The following is a 25,548-nucleotide window of genomic DNA, read 5'->3' on the forward strand; positions in this document are numbered from 1 at the left end:
TTTTTGATTACTTCTTCAAATCTTCAATTGAGTTGACATTTTTCATATATTGAGGAACAACAAGCCCCATCTTCACACCAGTCATACTGGTGCCAATATCATCATATTTGCCTTTATATTTAGCGGCGTATGCTTTATGGGTATTCGGCAGCCATGCGGAAAGGGATGCATCCGCACTTCCCGTCGCAATTGCAGTCCACATCGGCCCAGCCTCTACCTGAGTAAGTGTTACCTCATAGCCCAAGTCTTCTAAGACTTTGCCTATGACGTTTGTACTTGCAATCTCACTGTCCCACGCCACATAGGCAAGGTTGATTTTGTCTCCCTTCACCTTTTGAACGCCTTTTGTCCATTCGGCAATCTGATCCTTGTGTTTATTGACGTACTCAGCAGCAACTTTAGCAGGTTTCTCGCCTTCTTCCACCTTGATCATGATTTCGCCCATTTCGTCTTGCGTCCATTTAAACTGGCTCAGAAGCTTTGCGGCATTCGGCTGCTCTTTGCTGAAGCCTTTGCGTGTGATCGTATGGATTTCCTCTGCGCTGCCATAAGATTGTTTCGGATCATCGAGATATTTCAGCTTATATCTGGAGAACATCCAGTGCGGTGTCCATCCTGTAATGATAATCGGTTTCTTACGGTCGTATGACTTTTTAAGCGTAGCGGTCATCGCAGCACTTGACGCTGAAATCAATGTCCAGTCATTCAGGTCATAATCCTTCATCGCTTTGTCAGTCAGGGACATAATCCCTGAACCGGGGTCAATCCCGATGATGGTCTTATTCACCTGTTCTGCTGCGGATGCATTTTCATCGTTTTCTGAACCGCAAGCCGCAAGTGAGAGCGCCAGCATGGCGGAAACGCCGATGCCGATGATTTTTTTAAGCATCAGGCATTCCCCCTGCTTTTCTTCTTCACTTTAATATTTTGAGTAATACGGTCCAGGGTAATGGCAACGATAACGATGGCGATACCGGCCTCTACTCCGACCCCGGTTTTCAGCTGTGTAACGGCACTGTATACTTCAGAACCAAGTCCCGGTGCACCGACCATTGCGGCGATAACAACCATTGATAACGCAAGCATGATGCTCTGGTTAATTCCGGCCAAAATCGTTTTTGTCGCAAGCGGAAGCTGAACTTTAAACAAACGCTGAGCTGTTGTAGAACCGAATGCCTCAGTCGCTTCAATCAGATCCGCCGGCACTTGTTTAATACCGAGAACAGTCATGCGGATTGTCGGCGGCATCGCGAAGATAACAGATGCAACAACACCCGGCACAACACCGATGTTAAAGAAGAAAATCGCCGGCAATAGATATACGAAAGCAGGCATTGTCTGCATTAAATCAAGAATTGGCGTTACAATACGGCGAACCGTTTCTTTCTGAGACGCCCAAATTCCGATCGGAACCCCGACCACAATCGAAATAATCACAGATGTCAAAACAAGCGCCAATGTTTGCAGCATTGGGTCCCAATATCCTAAATAATCGATCAGGAGGAATCCAATCAACGTAAATAACGCAATTCCCCTTGTACTGATCCACCACGCAAGTGCGGCGAAAATAATCGTTAACAAAATAGATGGAATAAATCCAAGACCGGTGACAATTCCATTTACAAAAGCGGCCAATCCGTTTGCAATTCCGTCGAAGAATCCGCCAAACGTCATCGTAATCCAGTCAACAAAACGGTCAATGATATCTGCTAAAGGTATTCTAGGCAGTCTATCCATCTTACTTCACCTCCTGTACAGAAGGATCTTGTGTTTGTTCGCCAGTGCCTTCAGCGTTGATATACTCGTTATTGCCGGCAAGTGCGCCAATCAGCGCGCCTCTTACGACAATTCCTTTCATTCTTTGCTTCTCATCCACAACCGCAATTGGAATATTCGCATCGGACACAACGTCAAAAATCTCAGTCAGATACGTATTCTCTGGTACAGTCGTAAATTCTGTATTCAAGATGTCTTGAAGTGACAAATCAGACTCAGCCGCTTTTTTCGCATCAGACGCATAGATAACACCTAATAATTTCTTTTGTTTATCCACTGCATAAATTGAAGAAATTCCAAGGTTTTTCATCAGTGTCAATGCTACGCGAGGCCCTTTATCAATCCGCACTGTTTCAGCGCGTTTCATAATGTGGCCTGCTGTGAGGACTTTAGACAAATCAACATCTTCGACGAATTTCTCAACATATTCGTTAGATGGATTCATCAGGATTTCTTCAGGCGTGCCGATTTGAACGATGTTGCCGTCCTTCATTAGGACAATTCTGTCGCCGATCCGCAACGCTTCGTCCAAGTCATGCGTAATAAAGATAATTGTTTTTCCGACATTATCGTGAAGATCAAGAAGCTCATCCTGCATATCTTTACGAATCAGTGGATCAAGCGCACTGAACGCTTCGTCCATCAGAAGGATGTCCGGATCATTTGTCAACGCGCGGGCAAGGCCGACACGCTGCTGCATCCCGCCGGAAAGCTGGTCTGGATATTGGTGTTCAAATCCTTCGAGCCCGACGAGCTTAAGAGACTCAAGCGCTTTTTGCTGCCGCTCTTGTTTGTCTACACCTTGAAGTTCCAGTCCGTATTCTGTGTTTTCAAGTATCGTTCTGTGCGGGAACAGAGCGAACTTTTGGAAGACCATGCTGATTTTCTTCCGGCGGACTTCCCGGAGCTGGTCTTTAGACATATTTGTTATCATGTCACCATCAATGTAAATATTTCCGGCAGTCGGTTCAATAAGCCGGTTTAACATCCGTACTAAAGTTGATTTACCGCTCCCTGATAGACCCATGATGACAAATATCTCACCATCATATACTTCAAAATCTGCCTGATTAACCCCAACGGTTGATCCGGTTGCTTTCAGGATCTCTTTTTTTGTCTTTCCGTTGGCAAGCATTTGAACTGCCTTCTTTGTTTGTTTCCCAAAAATCTTAGAGACTTTCTCGACTTTTATCTTAATTGGTTTCTCATCTACACTCATATTTTCCCTCCATATTAAGCAATCTTTATTACCGTAACATTTATGTAACTTCCCACACAAACAGCATATTCTCTTTTATTCTGTACCATTTCTTTATAAACATCCATGTGACCACATGATCTTATTTATGCTTCTAAATGCTCTGTAATCCTCCTATATGATTGTATTTTACGGGTGATTTTTCGCCTATCTTTAGTTGAAAACGCTTTTATTGGAATTGAATTCCTTCTTCCTCTTATGACTTCCCTCTCCTTTACTGGAAAAATAAGTTGCTTTTTCAACATCAATTATGTATTATAGTTTCATGACTATGAAACAATCAGATGATCAAATCAGAGCGCAAATTTTTAAAGCACTGTCTGATGAATCAAGGCTTGCCATTATTCGTACGCTTTATGTCAGCGGAAAAGAACTCAGCTGCGGTGAAGTAGGTGAAAAGTGCAATATTGTCAAAACCACGGCATCTTATCATTTTAAAACGCTGCGTGAAGCGGGATTGACGGCAACCCGGAAAGATTCGCGGACAAAATACGTCAGTCTGCGTGAAGACACCTTTCACACATACCTGCCTGGCTTTTTGGAAACCCTCTAACAAAGGGTTTTCTCTATACATATTTGTTTCATAGTTTCAAAGTTATAAAACAATAGGAGTGATAAAATTTGAATCGCATTTGGCTTTTCTTCAGTGTCATGTTTGTCATTGGCACAGATACCTTTTTGCTTTCGCCGCTTCTCCCCCTTTTACAGGATCAGTTTCATGTCTCTACTGATTTGTCAGGCTGGATGGTCAGTGCTTATGCACTCGGTTATGCGCTCTTCGCTTTCATTGCAGGCCCAATCTCAGACCGGCTGAACAGGAAAACAGTCATGCTGTGGGGACTTGCAGGCTTTATCGTATCCACGTTTTTATGCGGCATCGCTCCCTCTTTTGCCGCCATGTGCCTGTTCCGTTTTGCCGCAGGCGTTAGCGCTGCGTTTGTGACGCCTCAAATTTGGGCGTCCATCCCAATCATTGTCCGGCCTTCTCAGATCATAAAAGGCATGGGGATTGCGACAGCAGGTTTGGCCGCTTCACAAATGCTCGGACTTCCTATTGGAGGGTTTCTCGCTTCCTTTACATGGCATACGCCATTTTTCGTTTTGTCAGCGTGCTCGCTTATTCTTCTATTGATCCTGGCGGCGGTCATGCCTGATATCCTGCCTTCTGAACCATTGGCGCGACCATCAATTGTCAACCCCTACCGGGAGCTTTTTTCATTGCCGAAAACATCGGTCATTCTGCTTGCCTATTTTCTGTTTCAAACCGGAAACTTCGCTTCGTTCAGCTTTCTGGGTACTTGGCTTTCCGCGGATTATCATTTAACCGTGTCACAAATTGGCGCAGCTATGCTTGTACTCGGACTGGGAAATATGCTCGGGAGCCTTATCGGCAGCCGGGTTTCAGAAAAGCTGGGCATGTTTAAAACACTGATCAGCGGGATGCTGCTAATGGGCGCTCTCTATTTCGCTCTTCCGTTCTTTCCAAACTTGTTTTTAGTAGAAGCCGGCTTTTTTCTCACGTTCTTTACAGCTGGCATCATCTTTCCGTTAATGATGGGTGTCTTTCAATCCATTGCACCAAATGCGCGAGGAACCATCGCTTCCCTTTCCAATGCCGCTATGTATGCCGGGACCACTGTCGGTACAAGTATTGCAGGTTTTTTATATCAAAGCACACAGCATTTCGGAGCTGTCACAGGATTTACTGCCATTTTGTTCATACTTTCTATGACGCTCTACCAGGCAATCAGTAAAACCGGGAAACGCCAATCCGCAGCCCGGGCGCAAATGTAAAAATAGCACCTCATTCAAGAGGTGCCTCAGATTGTTGACAAAATCTTTTCAGCGTGATTGAAAACCCTTGAAGTCTAGGAAGGACGAGCATAGGAGCGGACATTCACAGGATGTGATGACGACGGCGTTTAGGCAGGACGCCTGAGAATTTAGCCGTTGATCCACTTCGCATTGAGCACCGAAGCGCAGTCCTGACAACGAATGCGAGGGTTTGTCGACACGCTGAAAGCACCTCTTTCAAGAGGTGCTTTTCCTATTCTAGCTCAGTTTGTTTCGTTTCTTTCCCCATAATCAAAATACAAGCAACCGCGAGTAAGATTGCAATGCAAAAGATTGAAAAGATGACCGAAAATGAAATATGACGGGCTGCCAGAGTTCCGACGAGCAAAGGCCCGAAGATGCCGCCGATTCTTCCAAACGCTGCTGTCGTTCCTGAACCTGTTGCTCGAATCGCAGTCGGGTATTGCTCCGGGGTATAAGCATACAGCACGCCCCATGCACCGAGATTGAAAAACGATAACAGCATGCCAGCCGTAAGCAGAAGACTTAAGGAATCCGCCGTTCCGAAGAAATAGGCGCTTCCTGCTGTGCCAATCAAGTAAATGACGAGTATCCACTTCCGGCCCGCTTTTTCAATCAGCCATGCGGCAGAGAAATAGCCAGGTAGCTGAGCAAGCGTCATCAGCAGGACATATTCAAAGCTTTGAATCATGCTGAAGCCTTTCAGCAGCATGACACTCGGGAGCCATAGGAACATGCCGTAATAAGAAAACACCACACAGAACCAAACGATCGACAGCATCACGGTCGGCCGTATATACTGTCTTGCCCAGACGCTTTTTACATTCTCCCACACCGACCTCTTTTTGGCAGAAAGCGATTCATATTTCGGCGAATCAGGCAAACTCGTCCGCAGGTACAGCGCATAAAAAGCAGTCAGCGCAGTTAACAGAAGGGCAGCCTGCCAGCCGAAGCTTGGTATCACAAAGTAAGAAATCAAGGCCGCTGCGAGCCAGCCCACGGCCCAAAAGCTTTCCAAAAGCACAATCACTCTGCCCCGCTTTTCAGGCACAACCGCTTCCGAAACGAGTGTTGAAGCGACTGGAAGCTCGCCGCCAAGTCCCATACCAATCACGAAACGAAGGATTAGAAATGCCGATAAACTTGTCACAAAAGCGGAAATGCCGCTTCCGATGGAAAAGCATAAAAGGGTGATGATAAACACTTTTTTGCGGCCGATTCGATCAGCAAGCAAACCAAACAAAAACGCACCCGCAGCCATGCCGATGGAATTGACGCTTCCGATCCATTTCATTTCTTCGGGCGACAGATTCCACTCTACATGGAGCGCGGCGATAATAAACGATAATATTCCGACATCCATTGCATCAAACAGCCACCCCAAACCGGCGACGCCCAGCAGTTTACGCTGGGATATAGGCTGTTGTTTTCCCATTGCCAACACCTCTGATATGCAAAATGATTACCGTTTAAGTTTACACCTGTCTTTACACATTGTCATTAACTAAATGATGTAATTGAAATACCCCGCTTATGTTCCACAAGCGGGGTTTTTATTATTGCTGCAATGCTGCTTTTTTAATATTATCCTGAAGCTGTGCAATTCGTCTCGCGCCGTCTTCGCGGAGGCGCTTGTTTTCTTCTTCGATTTGTTTTGTTTCCTGCATGCCGCTGACAATCGTGTTCCAAGACGATTCGATCGTTTCAATATCTATGCTCGGTCTGCCGGCCATTCTGGCAATTTCAACACTTTGGCTCGAGATGTTTTCAGCATTTCGTTTCAGCATCTCGTTTGTCCGGCGGTCAAGCTCGCTCATGGAATCAGCCACAAGCTTTTGCCGCTTTACCGTAACAGCCTGAATAATGCCGTTTTTGAAAATCGGAATGGTAATGATAAACGCGGAGTTGATTTTCCCGATCAGCTTTGCATTTCCTCGCTGCAGGAGACGGATTTGAGGTGCGGTTTGAAGCGCCACCATCCGTGCCATGTCCAGATCATACACCCGTTCCTCAAGCGCCTGAATGCCGTTGCGCAATGTATCGAGCTGCATTTGCGCCAGCTGGTTTCCGCTTGCCGCTTTTTCCTCATATGAAGGAAGGATCGACTGCATCTCTTCCAGTTTCATCTGCCCGGCAACGACGTATTTTTCAAGCTCCATATAGTATTTGATATTGTTTTCATACATTTCATCGAGCGTGTAGTTCGTCTTCGTCATCTCATCTTTGTATTTTGAAATCTCAACGTGGATTTTTTCAATCTCTCCGCCAAGTGTCTGATACTTTTTAAAGATTTTTTCAATCATGCTGCCGCCGCGTTTAAAAATTTTCGCCATTAATCCCTTTGGCTCATCAAAATCATTTTTGTCGAAGCGGTCCATGATTTTCCCAAGCTGAGTCAGCATTGTGCCGGAGTCTGTCACGCTTGTTGTTTTCATCATCCCTAAGATGCGGTCAGAGAACTTGGATATTTCAACGGCCGGCTCCTTGCCGTACTCAAGCAGCTCCATTTGGTTTTTGACGTCAATTTGTTGAGCAAGCCGCTTCACTTCTGGTTCCTGACGGAGCTGAAGACGGATATCGTCAGCTTTTTGCTGGGAAATCTCTTCATTTTTATCGAGAACAAGCGGATTTTGATTTTCTGTTGTCATGCTTTTCTTCTCTCCTTATTTTTGGGTAATGGTTCTGAAGAGCCTTTTCACAAGCGAAGGCTCTTTGTAGTCCTGCTGAAACACCATGTCATCCAGCCAGTGGATATCATACTGGTCCTCTTCAATAAACTGCTCAATATCTTGGTGTCCGGGCGGATTATAAATGATGATATCGATTCCGATTTCATTCAGGAACAGCAGGGCGGCAGCATCCGAACGCGCGAGTCCGCCGCTCATTTCCGTATGATATAAAACGAGTTTCGGAACAGTTTGCGCATAGTCGAACATTTGAATCAATTTCAGCAGATTAGCAGGCAGGTTTGTTGTTTGTTTAAACAAATAGATTTGAACATCCTTGACTTGTTCCTGATGCAAAGCCTTAAGCCGCGGGTGCCTGCACATTCTCGAAATCGTTTTGGCAATGGCAGTCTGAACGCCTGCCGGCAGCTGTTTGTACTGCCACACATTGCTTGCCATCAGCTTGTCCGGATCAATGTTCCCTTCTTGATCAAGTGCGTGGCTGTAGTGAAATTGATAGTTCGACTTTATTTCTTCTGTAAATGGAAAGCTTCTGACCATTTCTGTTTCCTGATAATCCGCTAGAGTATGAAGCCTGTTCCAATATTCCTTATTGTCTTTCGACACGCCCATAATTTTGGCGAATACATTCGGAATCTCAATGGAATATTTATCTGCTTTGAAATTCGGCCGAATAAAGGCGCGTTCTTTCGTGATTAAAAACAATTCATCATAGGTCGTTTTCAGCGTAACAGACACCGGTGTGTGATCTCTGAACTGCCACGGCTTATACAGCATGGATTCCTCGTGATTCAGCACATGTTCAATTTCCTTTGTTGAGCGGTAAGCCACTGTTGATTTCCGGTCAGGTTTTTCTTTCGGAAACGGCTGAAGCTCAGAAACATCCGGGAGCTTTTCCGTAAAACCGAGCTCCTGCTTCGGGTCGACAAGCGCCAGCTGATCCGTTCCCGCCGGATGGAACAGTAGTACATCACAGCCGACTAGCATCAGATAATATAAGAAATAGAGCTGGCTTTTCGTCGCATCTCCATACCAAACAACCTTCGGCATCTCCCGCTCTATATCGGTTTTTTCCAGCCAAGGGTTCAGATGGTTTAAGGAAAACTTCGAGACATCAAGCAGCACTCTGCGAAAATCAGGATGATTCAGCCCCTTTTCATGACTGTCCGCAAAGGTATGTAAAAGCGTCATCAGCGCTTTTCTTAAATGGCGGTGCATCAAGGGATTTGAGTGCTTCGCAATCAGCTTTTCCCCGTCCAGAAAGGCAACAAAGCGGCTGACTGACAGCCCTTTTTCTTTCTGATTGATGGAATGAATATGCTGAAGCTTTTGAAATGTTTCCGGTTCGATTGTTTTATCAAGCGTTTCACTCAAAATCGTTATGCGGTCGTTTACAGACAGCTCATACAGCTCGTTATAGTAGTCCGTCTCATCAATAGGCGTGCCCAATATCTGTCCGGCAAGACGAGAAAAAGAAAGGCCTTGTGCAGTTTCATAGTGATCCCGCTCCGGCAATGGCTGAAACAGCAGGCTTTTCCAATCGCCATCAGCCGGAAGTGCTTTATGAATGGTTAGTTCTTCTTGTCTCATCATATCCTCCTTTCCGGTTTGTCATTGAACGATATTTCGGTAACAAAAAAGGAAGGACATTGAACCTCCCTCCTTGTTTTGTTTTATTCTTCTTTTGAAGCGGCTGTTTGTTCGCGCACTTGCTTTTGTTTATTGATGTAGTGAATGATCAATGTTACCGCAAATGCAGCGATAATGATGATGAAGAATACAGAGTGCGGCATTTCGTAATGGAAAGCGCTCCCCGCCATTTTCAGCGCGATAATGCCGATTAAGACGAATGCTGTGTTTTCCAGCTCAGGAATTTTATCAATCAGCACAAGGAACACTTTTGCCACTGTACGCATCATTAAAATACCAAGCATACCGCCAATCAGAAGCACCCATACTTTTTCAGATACTGCAAACGCGGCCAGGATGCTGTCCACAGAGAAGGCAAGATCCATTAATTCTACTGAAATGACAGTCGCCCAGAAGATCCCGAACGTACGGACCATCCAAGAGTTTTTCTTCATGCCGTCCGCTTCCTCTTCTTTTTCGCCTATCCAGAAGTGCTTAATGACGAGCCAAGCCAGGTAAAGCGCGCCAAGCACCTTGATCCACCAGAATTTAATGAGAAGCATACCGAGCCCGATGAAAATAAACCTGAAAATATAAGCTCCAAACAAACCATACGTTAACGCTTTTTTCCGCTGTTTTTCCGGCAGGTGTTTAACCATGACCGCAAGAACAAGCGCGTTATCGGCCGATAAAAGGCCTTCCAAAACAACAAGGGAACCGATCAAACCCCAGGAAACAGGATCGGTCAGAACTTCCCCCCACATTTTCCAATCGAAAAATGAAGCATACGTAGACAAAATATGATGTAAAAAGTCCAAGTTTTTTCCTCCTATTAATTTGAAACGGTGACTTCTCTATTTGTCACTCGCTTACACTTGCAAACCGTAATTCCGGCACAATGCAGCCAGCCCGCCGGAAAATCCGCTGCCGATCGCATTGAATTTCCACTCGCCGCCGTGTCTGTAAAGCTCACAAACGACAACAGCTGTTTCAATGGAGAAGTCTTCTCCCAAATCGAAGCGAAGAAGCTCATTCTGCGTTTCTTCATCCACAACGCGGACAAATGCATTGGAAACTTGTCCAAAGTTTTGGCTGCGTGCTTCAGCGTCGTGAATGGTCACTGTGATGCCGATTTTCTCAATGTGAGCAGGGATTTTTGAGAAATCAACGATAATCTGCTCATCATCTCCGTCGCCCTCACCCGTGCGGTTGTCACCCGTATGGATGACACCGCCGCTCGGATGTTCAAGGTTATTATAGAAGACGAAATCGAGATCATTTACGCAGTTATCATGCGCATCAACTAAAAAGGCCGAAGCATCCAGGTCAAAATCGTGTCCGCCGGAATACTTGTTTGTATCCCAGCCTAAGCCGATCACCGCTTTTGTCAGTCCCGGATTTGTTTTCGTTAAATCAATGCGCTGTCCTTTTGATAATTGAATGGCCATACTGCCTCTCTCCTTTCTGCTCTTCGTATTTGTCTTAACCGACTTGCAAACCGTAGTCTGTTGCAATGCGGGCAAGGCCCCCTTGGTAGCCTGAGCCGATTGCGGAGAATTTCCACTCGCCGTTATGTCTGTAAAGCTCCCCTGCAATGATTGCCGTTTCAATAGAGAAATCTTCTGCAAGATCGTAACGGATGAGCTCTTCATTTGTTTCTTCATTTACGATGCGGACAAACGCGTTTGATACTTGTCCAAAGTTTTGGCTGCGCGCCTCTGCATCGTGAATGGTAATAACAAATGAGATTTTATCAATGTTTGCCGGTACAGCGCTGAGATTTACTTTTACATTCTCATCATCGCCTTCGCCAGCACCAGTCAGGTTGTCGCCTGAATGAACGACTGAACCGTTGCCGCCTTCAAGCTGGTTGTAGAAAATAAAGTCGTTTGGAGATGCGCATTTGCCTGCAGCGTCTAACAGAAACACACTTGAGTCAAGATCAAAGTCGTGCCCGCCGTCATACTTGTTCGTATCCCAGCCTAAACCGACAACAACCTTTGAAAGACCCGGATTTGTTTTTGTTAAATCTACTTTTTGTCCTTTTGCCAATGAAATTGTCATGTTTCATCCACTCCTTTTCTTTTATACGTATCGGCTGATAATATCTTCTAATCTCGTATCGTTTGTGCCTTCACCGATCGCCGCAAACTTCCACTCACTGCCGCTGCGGTAGATTTCTGCTGTAATCAGGCTTGTTCTGCCGGCGTAATTGTCTCTCAAATTGTACTTGAGCATTTCCTCGTGATTAGATTGATCAACTACGCGGATAAACGCATTTTGAATCATGCCGAAATCTTGTTTTCTTCTGACACAATCGTAAATGTTCACTACAAATACAAGCTTATCGATGTTTCCAGGCACTTTATCTAAATCTATCATAATTTGCTCGTCATCGCCCGCACCGTCACCCGTCAGGTTGTCGCCTGTATGCTGTACACCGCCGCAGCGGCTTTTCAGGTTGCCGAAATAAATCAGATTTTTCTTTTCGGTGAATTTTCCGTTTTCCAGCATCAGCACTGAAGCGTCACAGTCGATATTCGGACCGCCTCCGCCAAGCAGTTTGCTGAAGAACCCTCCGCCTGAGGACACTGGGTCCCAGCCGAGACCGACCATCAATTTTGACAGACCGGCTTTTCCTTTTGTTAAATCAATTCGTTGACCTTTTTCTAAAGAAATTGCCACACGATTCACTCCTACTCATCAAAATGTGAAGATAGTCACATTTATTTTTACGCTCACAAGGAAAATAAGCCGTAAATTACTAATATATACGTTTGTTATTATATCAAAGTTTCGTAAAAGTTAAGAATAATTGACGAAAAACCTCGAAAAAAAACTTCCATATTTGATATATGATTTGCAAATGCTATAAAGTGCGCTTCTTAAACAAACCATTTGACGCGGGCAAGTCATTTTGCCTATTCTTGTGTCACCATCTAAAAACAGACAGAAAGGAAGCGGCCTTTTGATTCATTTAAGCATACTTGATCAGGCACCTGTTTCTAAAGGAGAAAGCCCTGTGACAACTCTTCAGCATTCGGTTGAGCTTGCCCAATTAAGCGAACAGTGGGGCTATAAGCGTTATTGGTTTGCCGAGCATCACAGCACGAAAGGACTGGCAAGCACAGCGCCTGAAATCATGATCGCCCGCATCGCAGCACAGACAAACACCATTCGTGTCGGATCAGGCGGCGTGCTTCTGCCCCAATACAGCCCATTTAAAGTGGCTGAAACCTTTCGCCAGCTTGAGGCCCTGTATCCAAACCGGATTGACCTCGGCGTCGGCCGTTCCCCCGGCGGCACGACAAAAACCAGGATTGCGTTAACGGACGGGGTGAAAAAAAGCTTAACCGAATTTAACAGACAGCTGCAGGATGTCTCTTATTTTCTAACAGATTCCCTTCCTCCCGACCATCCGTATGCCGGAATCAAAGCGGCGCCCCTTATTGGCACGGCACCCGAGCTATGGGTGCTTGGTCTTGGTGAAAACAGCGCAAGACGCGCGGCGCACCAGGGGATTGGATATGTGTTTGGGCATTTCATTAATCCCGAGCGAGGAGAAAATGCATTCCGCATCTACCGGGAAAGCTTTCGGCCCTCAGCCCATTTTTCGAATCCGTCCGCACTTTTTACGATTTTTGTCATTTGCGCGAAAACAGATGAAGAGGCAGAAGAACTCGCATTAAGCCAGGATTTGTGGCTTCTTCGCGTCGGGAAAGGCTTGGACAGCCGCGTGCCAAGCATCGAGGAGGCTAAAGCCCATCCCTATACAGCGTCCGATAAAAAACTCATAGAAGAAAACAGAAAGCGGATGGTGATCGGTTCTCCAACCACTGTCAAACAACAGCTGTTAGACCTCACAGACCGCTATGAAACAAATGAAATCATGGTTCTGTGCAATGTGTTTGATTTTGAGGCGAAAAAAGAATCGTATGAGCGCCTTGCCGGATTGTTTCTATAAAAAAAGCAGTTTTCCCTAGGGAAAACTGCTTTTTATGTTATCAGCGCCTTTTTTTGCGCTGAGCTTCTTTTTTGATAAACGTCCAAACTCCCTGAACTGCAAATCCGATTAATAGCAAAACAATCAATAGCAGGGTAATAGACGGACCTGGCGGCGTCCCGAGCTGATAGGATGATGTCAGTCCCGTAAATACGCTGAATAACGAAATGAGTATGGCTGTAATGAAAACCATGTTAAAGCCTTTTGCAATTCTGATGGCGAATGCTGCCGGCAATACGAGCAGGGCTGATACAAGAAGGACCCCGATGATCGGAATAATGACTGAAATCGCAAGGCCTGTGACAATACTGAATGACAACGAGAGAACGTTTGTATTGATTCCCGATGTTTTGGCTGTTGCTTCATCAAACGTCAGCAGGTAGAGCGGCCTTCTCAGTACGATAAAATAAAGCAGGATCAGCAGTGTGATAATACTGATAATATAGACCTGCTGCTGGTTTACTGTCACAAGCGATCCAAATAGGTATTGATCGATGCTCATATTGGCTGTGCCTTTGGAAAGGCTGATTAAAAACATCGCGAAGGACAAACCAGCTGCCATTAAGATGGCAATGGACACTTCTGAATAAGTCCGATACGCCCGCCGCATGTATTCAATTCCGATCGCGCCAATGGTCACGACGACTATGCTTGCTGCGGTTATATTGGTGCTGAGAAAAAAGCCGATGGCAACACCTGACAATGAGATATGTGAAAGTGTGTCAGCCATTAAGGCCTGTCTTCTGAGAACGAGATACACTCCTAGTATCGGAGCCATGACGGCGATCATGCCGCCTGCTAGAAAAGCTCGTCGCATGAATTCCAAGTCAAACATTTCCATCCGCCTTTTTCTCCTCTCTCTAATCGAATCACTTTATCTAAAAATTGCTGTACTTCGTTTTGTTCGTGAGTAACCATCACAACTGTGCGGTTGTGATTTTTCACAAGGTGATGCATAAATTCGTAAAATCCTTTTCTGCTGTCGTAATCAACAGCTGTCGTCGGTTCGTCCAGCATCAGCAGATCCGGGTTGCTGGCGAGCATTCTGGCGATACAGATTTTCTGTTTCTGTCCGCCTGATAAATCACCGATTTTACGATGGCGGAGCTCCCACATTTCCACCATTTTCAGTGCTTTTTCTACTTCAAGATGATCTTCTTCATTTAAACGTTTAAACCATTTCCCTTTTGTATAGCGGCCTGACTGAACAAGCTCCAGCACCGTGCTCGGAAAGCCGGCATTAAATGAAGAAATTTGCTGCGGGACGTACCCTATGGTCAGGCGTTTCCCTTCTGTATTCCTTTTACTGATCGTCACTGTGCCTTCCCATGGTTTCAGCATGCCGAGCATTACCTTTATGAGCGTCGATTTAGATGCGCCGTTTGGTCCAGTGATGCCGACGAACTCACCGCTTTCAATATCAAGTGATACTTTATCTAAAACAGGCGTATGGGAATAGCCGAAAACGATATCTTTCAATGAGACGAGATTCATGTTAATCTTCCTTTCTCACAAAGAAATAGTGTGCACCCTCCGGCGCACACTATCTTATGATTTAACCAATAGTGAATCTTTCAGGGCATCGAGGTTTTGTTTCATAATGTCGATATACCCTAAACCTTTATCCTGTTCTTCTTTGCTCAAGCCTTCCAGTGTATTCAGCACTTCTGTCTTCGCGCCGATTTCACTGGCGAGCGTATCTGCGACCTTTGAGGATGCAATTTCTTCAAAGTAAATGACTTTTACATTATGTTCTTTGGCATATGTTTTCAGCTTTGCCAAGCTGGCTGCGCTCGGTTCTTGGTCAGGTGAAAGCCCTGCAATCGGAACCTGCTTCAAGCCGTATTCTTTTGCCAGATAGCCAAAAGCTGTATGCTGCGTGATAAATTCTTTTTTCTCCGCTTTTTTTGCGGTTGTACGATATAGTTTATCAAGATCCTGCAGTTTTGCAATATATTCTTTACTATTTTTCTCATAGTATTCTTTGTTATCCGGGTCCTGCTTCACGATTTGCGCCGTAATATTTTTAACTTCCTTCTGTGCCAGAACAGGGCTGAGCCATACGTGAGGGTCCATTGCATGACTGTGCTCATGTTCCCCATGATCATGCTCTTCGTGTTCTTCTTCAGAGCCTTCCATTAAATCAATGCCTTTGCTTGCATTAACGAAAACGGCATGGCCTTGGCCCATGCTTTTTTCAGCTGACGGAACCCATGTCTCCATGTATTCACTATTATAAACAAACAAATCAGCATCCTGAATGTTGGCAATGTCTTTCGGCGTCGGTTCCCAATCATGCGGTTCAACGGAAGATGGGATTAACAGATCCACATCGCCTTTGTCTTTTACAATTTGTTTTGTGAATTCATACATCGGGTAGAACGTTGTGACAACGTGCAGTTTATCACCCTTTGAATCCGCCGACCCTTTTGTTGATGAGTTACCGCATGCTGCAACCAATAAAAAGCACGCTGCAATCACAAACAAACCGCTCCATTTTTTAAACATATCGTATATCCCCTCTTTTTCAGTAACTTTAAATCAAAATGATAACGATTTTGTAATCCTATATCATAATAAACCGAAGTCATTACGTTTTGCAAGAATAAATTTCATTTTCATTTATTCTTCCCGCCTGCAGAGCGAATATATGTACTAAAAAACCCGGCTAAGAATGCCGGGCTACTTCAATCATTAGTTTGTTTTGTCCAAAAGATAGACCCTGCTCTCATAAGGCCGGAACACCATTTCGTCAGCAAGATCATCGTTGTTATAATTGCTGAGAAGCAGAGAGGCCTGAGCTTTGCCGCAGTTCTTGGGCCACTGAAAAACAGCCTGCTCTTTTGAAAAATTATTGACCGACAAAAGCTGCTGTTTACTGTTTTCTCTCATGTATACAAACAACTGCGGATCATCCGGAAGCAAAAGATCAAAGCTCCCTTTCATGAGGTCAGCGTACTGCTTTCTCAGGCTGATCAGCTTTTTGTAATAGATTAAGACCGAATCAGGATCTCCCTGCGCTTCCTCCACATTGATTGCGGTGAAGTTTGGATTGACCTTCAGCCAAGGCGTGCCGTCAGTAAATCCGGCATTTTTGCCGCTGTTCCACTGCATCGGGGTCCGGGCGTGATCCCGGCTTTTGGCTAAGATCGATCTCATCACATCATTTGGATCATAGCCTTTTTCAAACACCCGTTTATGATACATATTGATCGTTTGGATATCTTTGTAGTCTTCAATCCGGGTAAACGGCGCGTTTGTCATCCCGATTTCTTCTCCCTGATAAATATACGGCGTGCCCTTCATAAAATAAAGTACGGTTGCCAGCATTTTCGCTGATGTTTTGCGGTATTCCCCATCGTCTCCGAATCTGGACACAATCCGGGGCTGGTCATGGTTGCACCAAAACAATGTATTCCAGCCTTGATGTTCAAGCTTCTTTTGCCATTTTGTCAAAACCGATTTTAAATCAGAAAGCTCAAGGGGCTTCAAATCCCAATGTTCTTTTCCGGGCTGCTGATCAAGCTCCATATGCTGAAAGTGAAAAATCATATTCAGCTCATGCTTATCTGTTCCCGTATATTTCAGGCCTTCTTCCGGTGTGACACTGCCGACCTCTCCGACAGACATGACATCATATTGGGAAAACACTTCATCTGTCATTTCTTTTAAATAGTCATGGATTCGTTCGCCATTTGGCTGAAAGGGCTTCGGCTCTGCCTGCTGATTGATATAGTCCTCATACGAAGGAAGATATTCTTTCTTAGAAATGAGATGGAGCTGATCAATTCGCAAACCGTCGACCCCTTTATCGAGCCAAAATTTCATCATGTCATACACCGCCTGGCGAACTTCGGGATTTTCCCAGTTTAAATCAGCTTGTTTGACGGCATTCATATGGAGATAGTATTCTCCGGTGTGCTCTTCGTATTGCCAGACCGGGCACCCATAGTTTGAGAGCCAGTCCGTCGGCGGGCCGTTCTTTGTGCCGGGACGCCAATAATAATAGCTGCGGTATTTGCTGTTTTTGTCCAGCTCCGCTTCTTTAAACCACGGATGCTCGACCGAGGTGTGATTTAACACAAAGTCCATCACCAGCTTTAATCCCCGCTGATGCACCTGGTCCAGCAGCTCGTGAAAATCGTCCATTGTTCCGTAAGAATCCATAATCGCCTTATGGTTTGTCACATCATAGCCGTAATCAACATTCGGAGAAGGATAGATCGGGCAAATCCAAATCACATCTGCCCCGAGCTCCTTTATGTAGTCAAGACGGGAAATAATCCCCCGCAAATCCCCAATTCCGTCTCCATTGCTGTCCTGAAAGCTTCTCGGGTAAATTTGGTACACCACTGCATCCTTCCACCAGTCTGTTTTCATCCCGCAATCCCCCTGTTTTGTGTTCTATTCAAGCTGAGACGGATAAAGTGTCATCCCGCCATCGACGAAAAGTGTTGTGCCGGTCACATAGCTTGCTTCCTCAGATACGAGCCAAGCCGCTGCTGCCGCCACTTCTTCAGGCTTTCCGAAGGCTTTCATCGGGATTTTTTTCAATTGTTTTTGCCTGCTCTCTTCCTTTTTCGTATCAACATTTGATTCTGTGGCAATGGTGCCGGGCGCTATCGCATTGACGCGGATTCCCTTATCCGCATAATTGAGCGCCAGCGTTTCCGTCATCATCTTGATGCCGCCTTTGGATGTGGAATACTGAACGTTGACAGGGCGCGGAATCTGCTGATGAACACTTGAGATATTCAGCACATTGCCCTTGATATTGTTTTTCATCATGTGGTTAAGTGCTGCTTTCGCTCCCAGAAAGGTTCCGGTAACATTGACATCAATCACTCTCTGCCAATCTTCAAGACTCATCTCATGCGGCATCGCCTCAACACCGTTAAAACCGGAGTTGTTTACCATCACATCGAGCGTGCCGAAATGCTCTAATGCTGTGTCCAAGAGCGCCTGAATCCCCTCTTCTTTTGACACGTCCGCCTCAACTGCGACGGCTTTCCCTCCGTTCTGCTTAATGATTTCCAGGGTTTCATCGGCTCCAGACGGGTCGCTGTGGTAGTTTACAACAACATTCATTTTCTCCTGTCCGAACCGTTCCGCAATGGCCTTCCCGATTCCTTTTGAAGACCCTGTCACAATCGCTGTTTTTCCGGTTAAATCTTTGTACATACTTGATATCCTCCTCTGTTTCTCACTATGCAGTGGAAAATACCCTGTTTTTCCGAGTTGAAAACAGCACAAAAAAAGCAGAGAACCTGTAGTTCTCTGCCATTTCCTATTGAAAACGCTGCTCAGCAAGCTTCTTTTTAATATTCATCAGCCTGCGGTAAAAGAAAGCGGCGGACTCGTAATGTTCCAGCTGATTGAAACGTTCCGCTGTATCATGCAGCAGATCTTCGGCGTCGGCAAGAAGCTGCCTGGATTCCAGCAGGTCAAAGCATTCTGTAAGCACGTTCAGGTCGCCGCTTCCAAGATACAGCTCATGAATGAGGCGGAATTTCGTCAAGTACATGTCATCCTCCCATTCAGCCGCGCTCTTTATCCCGCGGTCATACGCCTCTACTGCCTTGTCGTATTTTCCCTCTTTACAGTAGATATGGGTCAGTGAAAATACAGCTTGAACAGCTTGCTGAAAGTTGTGCTCCTCAAAAATGGCGGCGGCTGTTTTGAAATAGCCCTCCGCTTCTTTGTAATCACCCAGACTGTACTTACAGTGTCCGACATTATAATAGGCAGCGGCGATCATGTATGCTTCTTCAAGCTGCCTGGCATGATCTAAAGCGCTGCACAAGTGGGTCAGTGCTTTTTCATGATGATACACATCGGTCAAATTTCCGGCGATGATAAATTCACACTGAACCCGGCGGCGACCGTACAGTTCATATTTCGTATAGATATCAAGCGCCTGGCTCGCATAATTCATGGAAAAATACGTTTGTTTGATGTGATAATATACTTCTGCGACTTTAAAAAGAAACTCAGCTTTTTCGATCTCATCCTCGACATACTCGAGCTTCTCCTCGGCATGTTTATAATGGTCGATCGCTAATATGAAATTTTTCTGCTTGAATTCGTACATTCCTCTGAAATAATAAAAGTAGTATTCCAATAAGCCCGTGAGTTTTTGCTGATTGCTTTCAATTTCGTTCAGCATATCAGAGAACGGAGGCTTGGTGTCGCTGTCTTTCACCGGCATCAGCTTATCAAGCATGATTCGATGCCGGAATTCCATCAAAGAAAAATATAAAAGCAAGTCCTGGTTCTCTTCCATATCTTCTAAATCGTATTCAATCTCCTGCTTTAACGCTTCTGCTTGATCTGCTTCAAATGCGCGAATGAGCTTGTACCATTCATTCAGCTTTACTGCTACTTCTTCTGATGGAATCTTTGCTCTCATCGGTCTGCCTCCTTCCTCCTGCTACTATTTATGTTATATTTTATCATAGCTGTTCGCTTTTAGAGAGAGTCAATCACTTAAAAGCGTTAACATTCAGCACATCTTGAGAAAGTGAGACCGATATGAAGTTACCCGCAAAAACATTTGTTATCTTATGTATTCTATTTCTTCTAGATCTTTGTTTTAGTTATATTCGGCATGAATGGCATTCTCAAAACGCCCTGCAGGACATGCCTGTCCCCTCGGATCTTCATCCGATTGTGAAGCAGAATGCCGATGCACTCAAAGCCGCTGCAGCGAATAAAGGCATTACCGTCGTCATTACTGAAGGATTCAGGTCCTTTAAGGAACAAGATGAATTATATAAACAGGGACGTACAAAAAAAGGGAATATTGTCACCTATGCAAGAGGAGGGGAATCGTATCATAACTATGGTTTAGCGATTGATTTCGCCCTTCAAAAAAAGGATGGAAGCATCATATGGGATATGGAATATGACGGCAATCAAAACGGAAAATCAGATTGGCTGGAGGTTGTCGAGATTGCTAAGACACTCGGTTTTGAATGGGGCGGGGATTGGAAACGATTCAAGGACTACCCCCACTTGGAGATGATTCCTAACTAGACACCCCTCACAGCCTTTTCTTTTTCCTTATGTGCGCATCAATATAGGAAGGGTAAACCGGCTTATAGACAAGTTTGTAGTGCTGGTCACTGCCTGCAGTAAAGTCAGGCTGCCATTCCAGCTTCACATCAAAAGCGGCTAAAAACGCTTCTCTCGCTTCTTCAGCGGAAACATCCGGCCTGTGATTTATCGCTTCCAATTGTTCAGGTTCAATATCAGGCGCCATAAAAGCGTCAATCAACCCAGTTTCCGGATTGACAATGATGCGGGCAGCGCCGAACCGCAGCGGCACTCCTTTATACCAGACAGAAAAATGGTTGCGGACTCTCCCTCTTTCATCAATTCGGACGGGATTCACCCTGAAAAACTCCGCCGCTCTCGGATAGAGGGCATACAAAAATTGAAGCGCTATCTCTTGGCATTCTTCCGTGGAGCATTGGCGGTTGTTCTGCCGCTCCATAAAAGAAAGCGCTGCTTTTAATTTTCCGGTTCTTTTATCCGTCTTCATTTTGATTGTGTTTTTATTTCTCGTTTCAAAATAGCTTCCTATGCTTAAATCCTTACGCTCCGGCGCAGCGCCCCTGCGCCACGTGCTTCCAATTTGTTCCCCAAAGTCTCTTTCACTGACTTTCTGCATATCATAGGTAAAACCCAGCAAGGCAAATATATCAACTTCTTCCTTGTACTGAAGCGGCGGCAGTGGCGCCGTGTTTTCTATTCTTTCATCTGCGATATGCTGGTCGGGCACAATTTCGTCTACATCTGCGGGATAGCTGTATCCCGGGAGAATCGGTTCATATACAAGCCTTGGTTCCTGTTCGCCATCAATGACATCGTACATCAGCTCAAAAGACATTGTGTTTAAGTAATGGGACACAACCTTCTCTTTTGCTACAAATTCCGTCGGAACTTCGGCTTTATGCCCTTCCCCGTAATATAGAAAGTGGACAATCTGACCGCTGCGTGTCATATCAATTAAAAAGCCTGAATTGGGAATCGGAAGCCCCAGCTCCATTTTGGTATAGACAAACCGGATGTGCTGCCCCCGTTCTTCCTTGCCTTGAAAATGAAAATTCATAAATGTGCCGGGATGATTGGCAGCGGCAAACTGAAGAGCCGTCAGCTTCAGCTCAGCATCTGGAAGTTGTTTGTCTGTCTCGGAGCGGACAGTTGTTGAAAAGGTGAGCAAAGCGCCGTCATTTCTAAGTTCAACTGTAATGTGCTTTTCCGGATCTTTAGGGTCCTTCCAGATAAAATATGCCTGCCCGTTCTTCTTTTGCTTTTGGTCGTAATCTTCTATCTCAAGCTCATAATGCGTCGGTACATTTCCGATCTCCTGCGCCTTCTTTTTCAGCTGTTTATTAACCAATGAAGTCATCCCTTTCAAAGAGTCTACGACAAAGAGAATCCTGTTTATTATATAAAAAGACCTTTCTTCATTTAAAGTGAAGAAAGGTCCTTTTCTATTATTGTCATTGTTTTTCGAGATTCTTTCTGTTACTTTCATCACATACTCTCTTCTATACCTGAGGCAATTGCGTGACTTTTGGCTGTTTTACCATGAGCTGAAGACAGGCTCTCCTGTATGTGCATCGATAAAACGCGGATACACTGGCTTATAGACGAGCCGGTAGCTGTGTTCTTCATCATCTCCGTACTCTCTTTCCCAGCCAAGCTCAACTTTAAAATGCTGCCAAAAGATAGCCTTGGCTTGTTCAACTGAAATGGCCGGAATGGGATCAATGGCTGCCAGCTTATTTGGGTCAATATCCGGTCCCATATAAACGGTGATATCCCCTGTCTGGCGGCTGACACAAATTCTGATCTGCCCAAATCGGATCGGAACTCCGTGACAATGCGCTTCAAACGTAAAACCAGCGACTGCGTTTTCTTCTTCATCCTTTTCGTCGTATCTGATCCTAAAATATTGATCGGCATTCGGAAATAAAGCAAACAGAAAGCGAAGCGCGATTTTTTCACACTCTGCCAAGGTTACTGTCAGCGGCCCTTTTTTCTCCATAAATGACATGACGCCTTCGAGTTTTCCGGTTTCTTTGTTATAGATGGTTTTCAGCACTTGATGAGTCCGTCCCTTAAACCAGCTGTCCATGCTTTTATCCGCCGGCTGATACACAGGGTCATCCGGATTCCGCCAAACGATTCCGATTCTCCCATCTCCCAAATCCGCTTCCCGCTCTTTGACAAACCCATTTTCAATACCAATCATACTGTCAGGATCGGCCTTTTCGCGGATGCCCTCGAATAAAGGGAGAGGAAAGCTCTCCGGCTCCCTGTAATCATCGTCATCATCAACTCCTCCTTGTTCTTCTTGAACCAAATCCGCAGGTACGGTAATCGCCCTACATTCAGGCTCATACACCAAATGCGGCTGATCATCTCCGTTTTTGTAAACAGAACGATGGAGAACCTCAAACAAAAGGTCGAACTCCACGTCCTTCTTGATAAAGGCAAGTGCCTCTTCAACATCCGCGACCCTCTTTGGCTTGATGATGCTGCCCGCTTCGCCGTAATAGCGGAAGTAAACGATCTCACCTGATAAGGAAACATCAGCCATAAGTCCGCTCATGGGGAGAGGAAGCCCAGCCTCCATTTGAACATATGAAAATCTCACTTTATCGCCGTATGCACGGTCATTTTCTTCACGAACAAAGGCAGAGAGTGCCCCCGGATGATGAGTCTCGACAAATTGGCGCATGATATCCTCTAGTTTCTCCTCAGACAGCCTTTCTCCGCTTTCAGGCTCAATATCACGGGAAAGGGATTCCAGCTCCCCGTCCGGTCCCAGTTCCACGATAATGCCGATATTCTCATCCTGAGGATCTGTCCAACAAAAATAGGCTCTTTTGTCATCACCGCCATAATCTTCAATTTCCAGTTTTAAATGTGTCGGCACCCTGCCGATTTCCAGTGCTTTTTGTTTCAGTTCCTCTTTCTTCACAAAGGCAGCCCCTTTCATCCTTCTTATGTTCCCTTCAACTAATCAAAAAGTAATAGTCTAAAATACACAGTTTTCTGAGTTTACCAGTTTTACCAGAACATTTTTCACCAAAAATAGGATGATGAACCTATTCAATATAAAAGCTAATAATCTTAAAATTAATTCCGTTGTAACTTTTTATAGGTCCATTCATGACAAAGGAGGGCGGAGTTTCCAGAAAATCCGGTGAAAACCGTGAGAAAAGAACTGATTTTTTTGGTTATATGATGCTAATCCATTCAAAAAGATCCATTTCTCAAAGACAAAAGACTCCCCTTTCCTAAACCATTTGAGGAGGAAAAATGAATGTTTCAGAAAAAAACGTACGCTGTTTTCCTAATTCTTCTGCTGATGATGTTTACAGCTGCTTGTTCCGGCAGCAAAACAAGCGCGGAGAAGAAAGAATCAGAAACAGAAAAAAGCTCAGATATAGCTCAAGTCAAAATCAAGGATGTCTCTTATACGCTTCCGTCTAAATATGATAAGTCCACTTCTGATGACCAGCTTGTGTTAAAAGTCAATGTCGCGGTGAAAAACACAGGAAAAGACCCGCTAAATGTAGACAGTATGGATTTCACATTGTATCAAGGTGATACCAAAATGTCTGACACAGACCCTGAAGACTATAGCGAAAAGCTTCAAGGCAGCACGATTAACGCTGACAAATCCGTTGAAGGAAATCTTTTCTTCGTTGTAGATAAAGGCAAGCAATACGAGCTCAACTATACGCCGGAATCTTACGGTGATAAAAAGCCAAAATCAGTTACTTTTAAAATTGACGGAAAAGACAAAAAAATTCTGGCGACGGCAGATAAGCTCCAAGATTCTGCAAAAGCGTTATCAGCTTATGTTGATGTCCTTCTTTTCGGCAAAGATAACGCCGATTTCGAAAAAATCACCGGTGCTAACAAAAATGAAATTGTAAATGATTTTAATGAATCAGCCAAAGACGGTTATCTCTCAGCTTCCGGCCTTTCCAGCACATATGCGGACAGCAAAGCGCTTGATAATATCGTGAACGGCATTAAAGAGGGATTAAGCAAAAACTCTTCCATTCAAGCAAAAACGACTTCAATCTCTAAAGACGAAGCAATTGTTGAAGCCACAGTTAAGCCTGTAGATGCATCTTCTCTTTCAGACCGTATCGAAGACAAAGTGAAAGACTACTACAGTAAAAACTCTAGTGCCAGCTATGAAGAGGCAGTGAAATACGCGCTTCAAGTCTACCCTGAGGAATTTAAAAAGCTTGGACCTGCTTCATCTGAAAAAACAGTCGAAGTAAAAATGAAGAAAAATGACATCGACCAATGGCAGCTTGATATGGATGATTACAGAGCAGCAGAATTAGTCGAAGCATTCATCAAAGAATAAAACACCAAAAGGAAATAGCCTCGGAGGCTATTTCCTTTTTTATTTGAAAATGTCGCTGATGAAATTCACTTCATCTTCGGTGAGTTCAATGTTCAAGGTTTTCAGGTTATCCTGTAATTGCTCAGGTCGTTTAGCTCCTGGAATAATGGCATCAATCGCCGGTCTCGTTAACAGCCACGCCAAGGCGACATGTGCCGTATCCGCTTGTTTTTCCTCCGCTACTGCTTTCAGCTTATCTACTTTTTTGAGATTGTGGATAAACGTTTCACCCTGAAATTGAGGTTTATCCTTTCTGAAATCATCAAAGACTGTGTCTTGCGTGAATTTTCCTGTCAGCAGTCCGGACGCAAGCGGAAAGTAAGGAATAAAGGAAATGCCTTGTTGTTCACAGTATGGAAGAAGCTCTTTCTCGGCATCACGCTGTATGAGAGAATATTCGGCCTGGAAGACCTCCAAATAGCCATCAGCATTAAAATCCTGCAATTGCTGATAATCGAGGTTCGAAGCGCCGATTGCTTTGATTTTCCCCTCATCCTTCAGCTCTTTCAAAGTGCCCGCCACTTCAGCGAGAGGTGTTTTTCCATCCGGAAAGTGAACATAATACAAATCAATATAATCTGTTTTCAGCCGCTTCAGGCTCTTCTCGACCTCGCTGCGAAGAAACTCCCGGCTATTGTCTAATTCAATGCTGCCGTTCACTTCTTTATGAGCTCCTTTGGTGGCGATGATGAGCTCATTCCGCACGCCGCGTTCCTGTACGACTTCGCCGATTAATTCTTCAGATCGCCCCAATCCATATATAAAGGCGGTATCGATAAAATTGACGCCGCCATCCAATGCCGTGCGCACTAAATCCTTCCCTGTTTCATCATTTAGATTTGGAAATAGATTATGCCCGCCGACCGCATTCGCGCCGAATCCGATCCGCTTCACCTTCAGCTTCGTTTTGCCGAGTGTACGTGTTTGATCCATTGTT

Annotated in this window: 25 protein-coding genes; 6 read left to right on the forward strand and 19 right to left on the reverse strand. The window is 44.9% G+C overall.

The genetic code is table 11. The features are described from left to right. Positions 1-7: 7 nt before the first annotated feature. From opuAC to opuAA, 3 genes are read right to left on the reverse strand one after another with little or no spacing between them, the layout of a single operon-like run. Complete coding sequence (gene opuAC / locus CW370_RS17470) at positions 8-889, reverse strand: glycine/proline betaine ABC transporter substrate-binding protein OpuAC (RefSeq protein WP_003246462.1); 882 nt, start codon at positions 887-889, stop codon at positions 8-10. Continuing rightward, positions 889-1,737 (reverse strand): glycine/proline betaine ABC transporter permease subunit OpuAB, encoded by an 849-nt coding sequence (gene opuAB, locus CW370_RS17475; RefSeq protein WP_003234703.1) that lies wholly within the window; start codon positions 1,735-1,737, stop codon positions 889-891. Before opuAB ends, opuAC begins: the two co-directional genes overlap by 1 nt. Position 1,738: 1 nt before the next feature. Further along, positions 1,739-2,995, reverse strand: a complete 1,257-nt coding sequence (gene opuAA, locus CW370_RS17480) for a glycine/proline betaine ABC transporter ATP-binding protein OpuAA (RefSeq protein WP_024571578.1) — start codon at positions 2,993-2,995, stop codon at positions 1,739-1,741. A 289-nt stretch (positions 2,996-3,284) separates the two neighbouring features. Between opuAA and CW370_RS17485 the strand changes: the two genes are divergently transcribed. Next, on the forward strand, positions 3,285-3,587 hold the full coding sequence (locus CW370_RS17485) for an ArsR/SmtB family transcription factor (RefSeq protein ID WP_076458377.1): 303 nt from the start codon (positions 3,285-3,287) through the stop codon (positions 3,585-3,587). 68 nt (positions 3,588-3,655) lie between these two features. Continuing rightward, a complete protein-coding gene (locus tag CW370_RS17490) occupies positions 3,656-4,828 on the forward strand; it encodes an MFS transporter (RefSeq protein WP_101169858.1) in 1,173 nt (390 codons plus the stop codon). A 253-nt stretch (positions 4,829-5,081) separates the two neighbouring features. Here the strand turns inward: CW370_RS17490 and niaP are convergent, their stop codons facing one another. The 7 genes from niaP to CW370_RS17530 form a co-directional block, all read right to left on the reverse strand. After that, positions 5,082-6,284, reverse strand: a complete 1,203-nt coding sequence (gene niaP / locus CW370_RS17500) for a niacin permease NiaP (RefSeq protein ID WP_015252880.1) — start codon at positions 6,282-6,284, stop codon at positions 5,082-5,084. Between the two features lie 121 nt (positions 6,285-6,405). Next, positions 6,406-7,497, reverse strand: coding sequence for a toxic anion resistance protein (locus CW370_RS17505; RefSeq protein WP_003234715.1), 1,092 nt, complete (start codon positions 7,495-7,497; stop codon positions 6,406-6,408). Between the two features lie 15 nt (positions 7,498-7,512). After that, positions 7,513-9,126, reverse strand: a complete 1,614-nt coding sequence (locus CW370_RS17510) for a YceG family protein (RefSeq protein WP_024571891.1) — start codon at positions 9,124-9,126, stop codon at positions 7,513-7,515. 83 nt (positions 9,127-9,209) lie between these two features. Then, a complete protein-coding gene (locus CW370_RS17515; RefSeq protein WP_003246458.1) occupies positions 9,210-9,983 on the reverse strand; it encodes a TerC family protein in 774 nt (257 codons plus the stop codon). Positions 9,984-10,034: 51 nt separating this feature from the next. Then, entirely contained in the window at positions 10,035-10,613 is a 579-nt protein-coding gene (locus tag CW370_RS17520) for a TerD family protein (RefSeq protein ID WP_003241242.1), read from the reverse strand. A gap of 34 nt (positions 10,614-10,647) precedes the next feature. Next, a complete protein-coding gene (locus CW370_RS17525; protein WP_003234723.1) occupies positions 10,648-11,229 on the reverse strand; it encodes a TerD family protein in 582 nt (193 codons plus the stop codon). 21 nt (positions 11,230-11,250) lie between these two features. Then, positions 11,251-11,850 (reverse strand): TerD family protein, encoded by a 600-nt coding sequence (locus tag CW370_RS17530; RefSeq protein WP_014662676.1) that lies wholly within the window; start codon positions 11,848-11,850, stop codon positions 11,251-11,253. A gap of 283 nt (positions 11,851-12,133) precedes the next feature. On the opposite strand from CW370_RS17530, the gene CW370_RS17535 reads away from it, so the two are divergent. After that, entirely contained in the window at positions 12,134-13,129 is a 996-nt protein-coding gene (locus CW370_RS17535; protein WP_101169859.1) for an LLM class flavin-dependent oxidoreductase, read from the forward strand. 40 nt (positions 13,130-13,169) lie between these two features. Here CW370_RS17535 and znuB read toward each other — a convergent pair whose 3' ends face one another. The 6 genes from znuB to rapJ all read right to left on the reverse strand — a co-directional run bounded on the left by znuB (position 13,170) and on the right by rapJ (position 19,577). Beyond that, a complete protein-coding gene (gene znuB, locus CW370_RS17540) occupies positions 13,170-14,009 on the reverse strand; it encodes a zinc ABC transporter permease ZnuB (protein ID WP_101169860.1) in 840 nt (279 codons plus the stop codon). Then, positions 13,967-14,662: a zinc ABC transporter ATP-binding protein ZnuC gene (gene znuC / locus CW370_RS17545; RefSeq protein ID WP_014475714.1), complete on the reverse strand. Its 696-nt coding sequence runs from the start codon at positions 14,660-14,662 to the stop codon at positions 13,967-13,969. The genes znuB and znuC overlap by 43 nt, the downstream gene beginning before the upstream one ends. Positions 14,663-14,716: 54 nt before the next feature. After that, positions 14,717-15,676, reverse strand: a complete 960-nt coding sequence (locus tag CW370_RS17550; RefSeq protein WP_003234733.1) for a metal ABC transporter substrate-binding protein — start codon at positions 15,674-15,676, stop codon at positions 14,717-14,719. Positions 15,677-15,862: 186 nt separating this feature from the next. Continuing rightward, positions 15,863-17,548 carry a glycoside hydrolase family 13 protein gene (locus CW370_RS17555; protein WP_101169861.1) on the reverse strand — a complete coding sequence of 562 codons (1,686 nt, stop codon included), beginning with the start codon at positions 17,546-17,548 and terminating at the stop codon, positions 15,863-15,865. Between the two features lie 24 nt (positions 17,549-17,572). Continuing rightward, a complete protein-coding gene (locus tag CW370_RS17560; RefSeq protein WP_015382686.1) occupies positions 17,573-18,349 on the reverse strand; it encodes an SDR family oxidoreductase in 777 nt (258 codons plus the stop codon). Between the two features lie 106 nt (positions 18,350-18,455). Next, positions 18,456-19,577 carry a response regulator aspartate phosphatase RapJ gene (gene rapJ / locus CW370_RS17565; RefSeq protein ID WP_015715201.1) on the reverse strand — a complete coding sequence of 374 codons (1,122 nt, stop codon included), beginning with the start codon at positions 19,575-19,577 and terminating at the stop codon, positions 18,456-18,458. Positions 19,578-19,699: 122 nt separating this feature from the next. Here rapJ and cwlK point away from each other — a divergent pair, with 122 nt between their 5' ends. After that, entirely contained in the window at positions 19,700-20,203 is a 504-nt protein-coding gene (cwlK, locus tag CW370_RS17570) for a peptidoglycan L-alanyl-D-glutamate endopeptidase CwlK (RefSeq protein ID WP_017695036.1), read from the forward strand. Positions 20,204-20,210: 7 nt separating this feature from the next. Here the strand turns inward: cwlK and CW370_RS17575 are convergent, their stop codons facing one another. After that, complete coding sequence (locus CW370_RS17575; RefSeq protein ID WP_024571896.1) at positions 20,211-21,572, reverse strand: YcdB/YcdC domain-containing protein; 1,362 nt, start codon at positions 21,570-21,572, stop codon at positions 20,211-20,213. A gap of 186 nt (positions 21,573-21,758) precedes the next feature. Further along, on the reverse strand, positions 21,759-23,180 hold the full coding sequence (locus CW370_RS17580; RefSeq protein WP_101169862.1) for a YcdB/YcdC domain-containing protein: 1,422 nt from the start codon (positions 23,178-23,180) through the stop codon (positions 21,759-21,761). Positions 23,181-23,353: 173 nt separating this feature from the next. Here CW370_RS17580 and CW370_RS21350 point away from each other — a divergent pair, with 173 nt between their 5' ends. Beyond that, on the forward strand, positions 23,354-23,485 hold the full coding sequence (locus tag CW370_RS21350) for a hypothetical protein (protein WP_003246334.1): 132 nt from the start codon (positions 23,354-23,356) through the stop codon (positions 23,483-23,485). A gap of 22 nt (positions 23,486-23,507) precedes the next feature. Next, positions 23,508-24,572, forward strand: a complete 1,065-nt coding sequence (locus CW370_RS17585) for a DUF4352 domain-containing protein (protein WP_003234750.1) — start codon at positions 23,508-23,510, stop codon at positions 24,570-24,572. A gap of 39 nt (positions 24,573-24,611) precedes the next feature. Here the strand turns inward: CW370_RS17585 and CW370_RS17590 are convergent, their stop codons facing one another. Continuing rightward, the gene (locus CW370_RS17590) at positions 24,612-25,544 is read right to left on the reverse strand and encodes an aldo/keto reductase (protein WP_101169863.1); all 933 of its coding nucleotides are present in this window, start codon (positions 25,542-25,544) and stop codon (positions 24,612-24,614) included. Positions 25,545-25,548 lie beyond the last annotated feature (4 nt).

The sequence above is a fragment of the Bacillus sp. SN32 genome (assembly GCF_002837495.1).
Taxonomy (GTDB): Bacteria; Bacillota; Bacilli; order Bacillales; family Bacillaceae; genus Bacillus; species Bacillus subtilis.

Excerpts from the sequence above, each read along its gene's own strand:
- opuAC (WP_003246462.1), bottom strand. The coding sequence starts at position 889 with ATGCTTAAAAAAATCATCGGCATCGGCGTTTCCGCCATGCTGGCGCTC.
- opuAB (WP_003234703.1), bottom strand. The coding sequence starts at position 1,737 with ATGGATAGACTGCCTAGAATACCTTTAGCAGATATCATTGACCGTTTT.
- opuAA (WP_024571578.1), bottom strand. The coding sequence starts at position 2,995 with ATGAGTGTAGATGAGAAACCAATTAAGATAAAAGTCGAGAAAGTCTCT.
- CW370_RS17485 (WP_076458377.1), top strand. The coding sequence starts at position 3,285 with ATGTATTATAGTTTCATGACTATGAAACAATCAGATGATCAAATCAGA.
- niaP (WP_015252880.1), bottom strand. The coding sequence starts at position 6,284 with ATGGGAAAACAACAGCCTATATCCCAGCGTAAACTGCTGGGCGTCGCC.
- CW370_RS17505 (WP_003234715.1), bottom strand. The coding sequence starts at position 7,497 with ATGACAACAGAAAATCAAAATCCGCTTGTTCTCGATAAAAATGAAGAG.
- CW370_RS17510 (WP_024571891.1), bottom strand. The coding sequence starts at position 9,126 with ATGAGACAAGAAGAACTAACCATTCATAAAGCACTTCCGGCTGATGGC.
- CW370_RS17520 (WP_003241242.1), bottom strand. The coding sequence starts at position 10,613 with ATGGCCATTCAATTATCAAAAGGACAGCGCATTGATTTAACGAAAACA.
- CW370_RS17525 (WP_003234723.1), bottom strand. The coding sequence starts at position 11,229 with ATGACAATTTCATTGGCAAAAGGACAAAAAGTAGATTTAACAAAAACA.
- znuB (WP_101169860.1), bottom strand. The coding sequence starts at position 14,009 with ATGGAAATGTTTGACTTGGAATTCATGCGACGAGCTTTTCTAGCAGGC.
- znuC (WP_014475714.1), bottom strand. The coding sequence starts at position 14,662 with ATGAATCTCGTCTCATTGAAAGATATCGTTTTCGGCTATTCCCATACG.
- CW370_RS17550 (WP_003234733.1), bottom strand. The coding sequence starts at position 15,676 with ATGTTTAAAAAATGGAGCGGTTTGTTTGTGATTGCAGCGTGCTTTTTA.
- CW370_RS17555 (WP_101169861.1), bottom strand. The coding sequence starts at position 17,548 with ATGAAAACAGACTGGTGGAAGGATGCAGTGGTGTACCAAATTTACCCG.
- CW370_RS17560 (WP_015382686.1), bottom strand. The coding sequence starts at position 18,349 with ATGTACAAAGATTTAACCGGAAAAACAGCGATTGTGACAGGGTCTTCA.
- rapJ (WP_015715201.1), bottom strand. The coding sequence starts at position 19,577 with ATGAGAGCAAAGATTCCATCAGAAGAAGTAGCAGTAAAGCTGAATGAA.
- cwlK (WP_017695036.1), top strand. The coding sequence starts at position 19,700 with ATGAAGTTACCCGCAAAAACATTTGTTATCTTATGTATTCTATTTCTT.
- CW370_RS17580 (WP_101169862.1), bottom strand. The coding sequence starts at position 23,180 with ATGAAAGGGGCTGCCTTTGTGAAGAAAGAGGAACTGAAACAAAAAGCA.
- CW370_RS21350 (WP_003246334.1), top strand. The coding sequence starts at position 23,354 with ATGACAAAGGAGGGCGGAGTTTCCAGAAAATCCGGTGAAAACCGTGAG.
- CW370_RS17585 (WP_003234750.1), top strand. The coding sequence starts at position 23,508 with ATGTTTCAGAAAAAAACGTACGCTGTTTTCCTAATTCTTCTGCTGATG.
- CW370_RS17590 (WP_101169863.1), bottom strand. The coding sequence starts at position 25,544 with ATGGATCAAACACGTACACTCGGCAAAACGAAGCTGAAGGTGAAGCGG.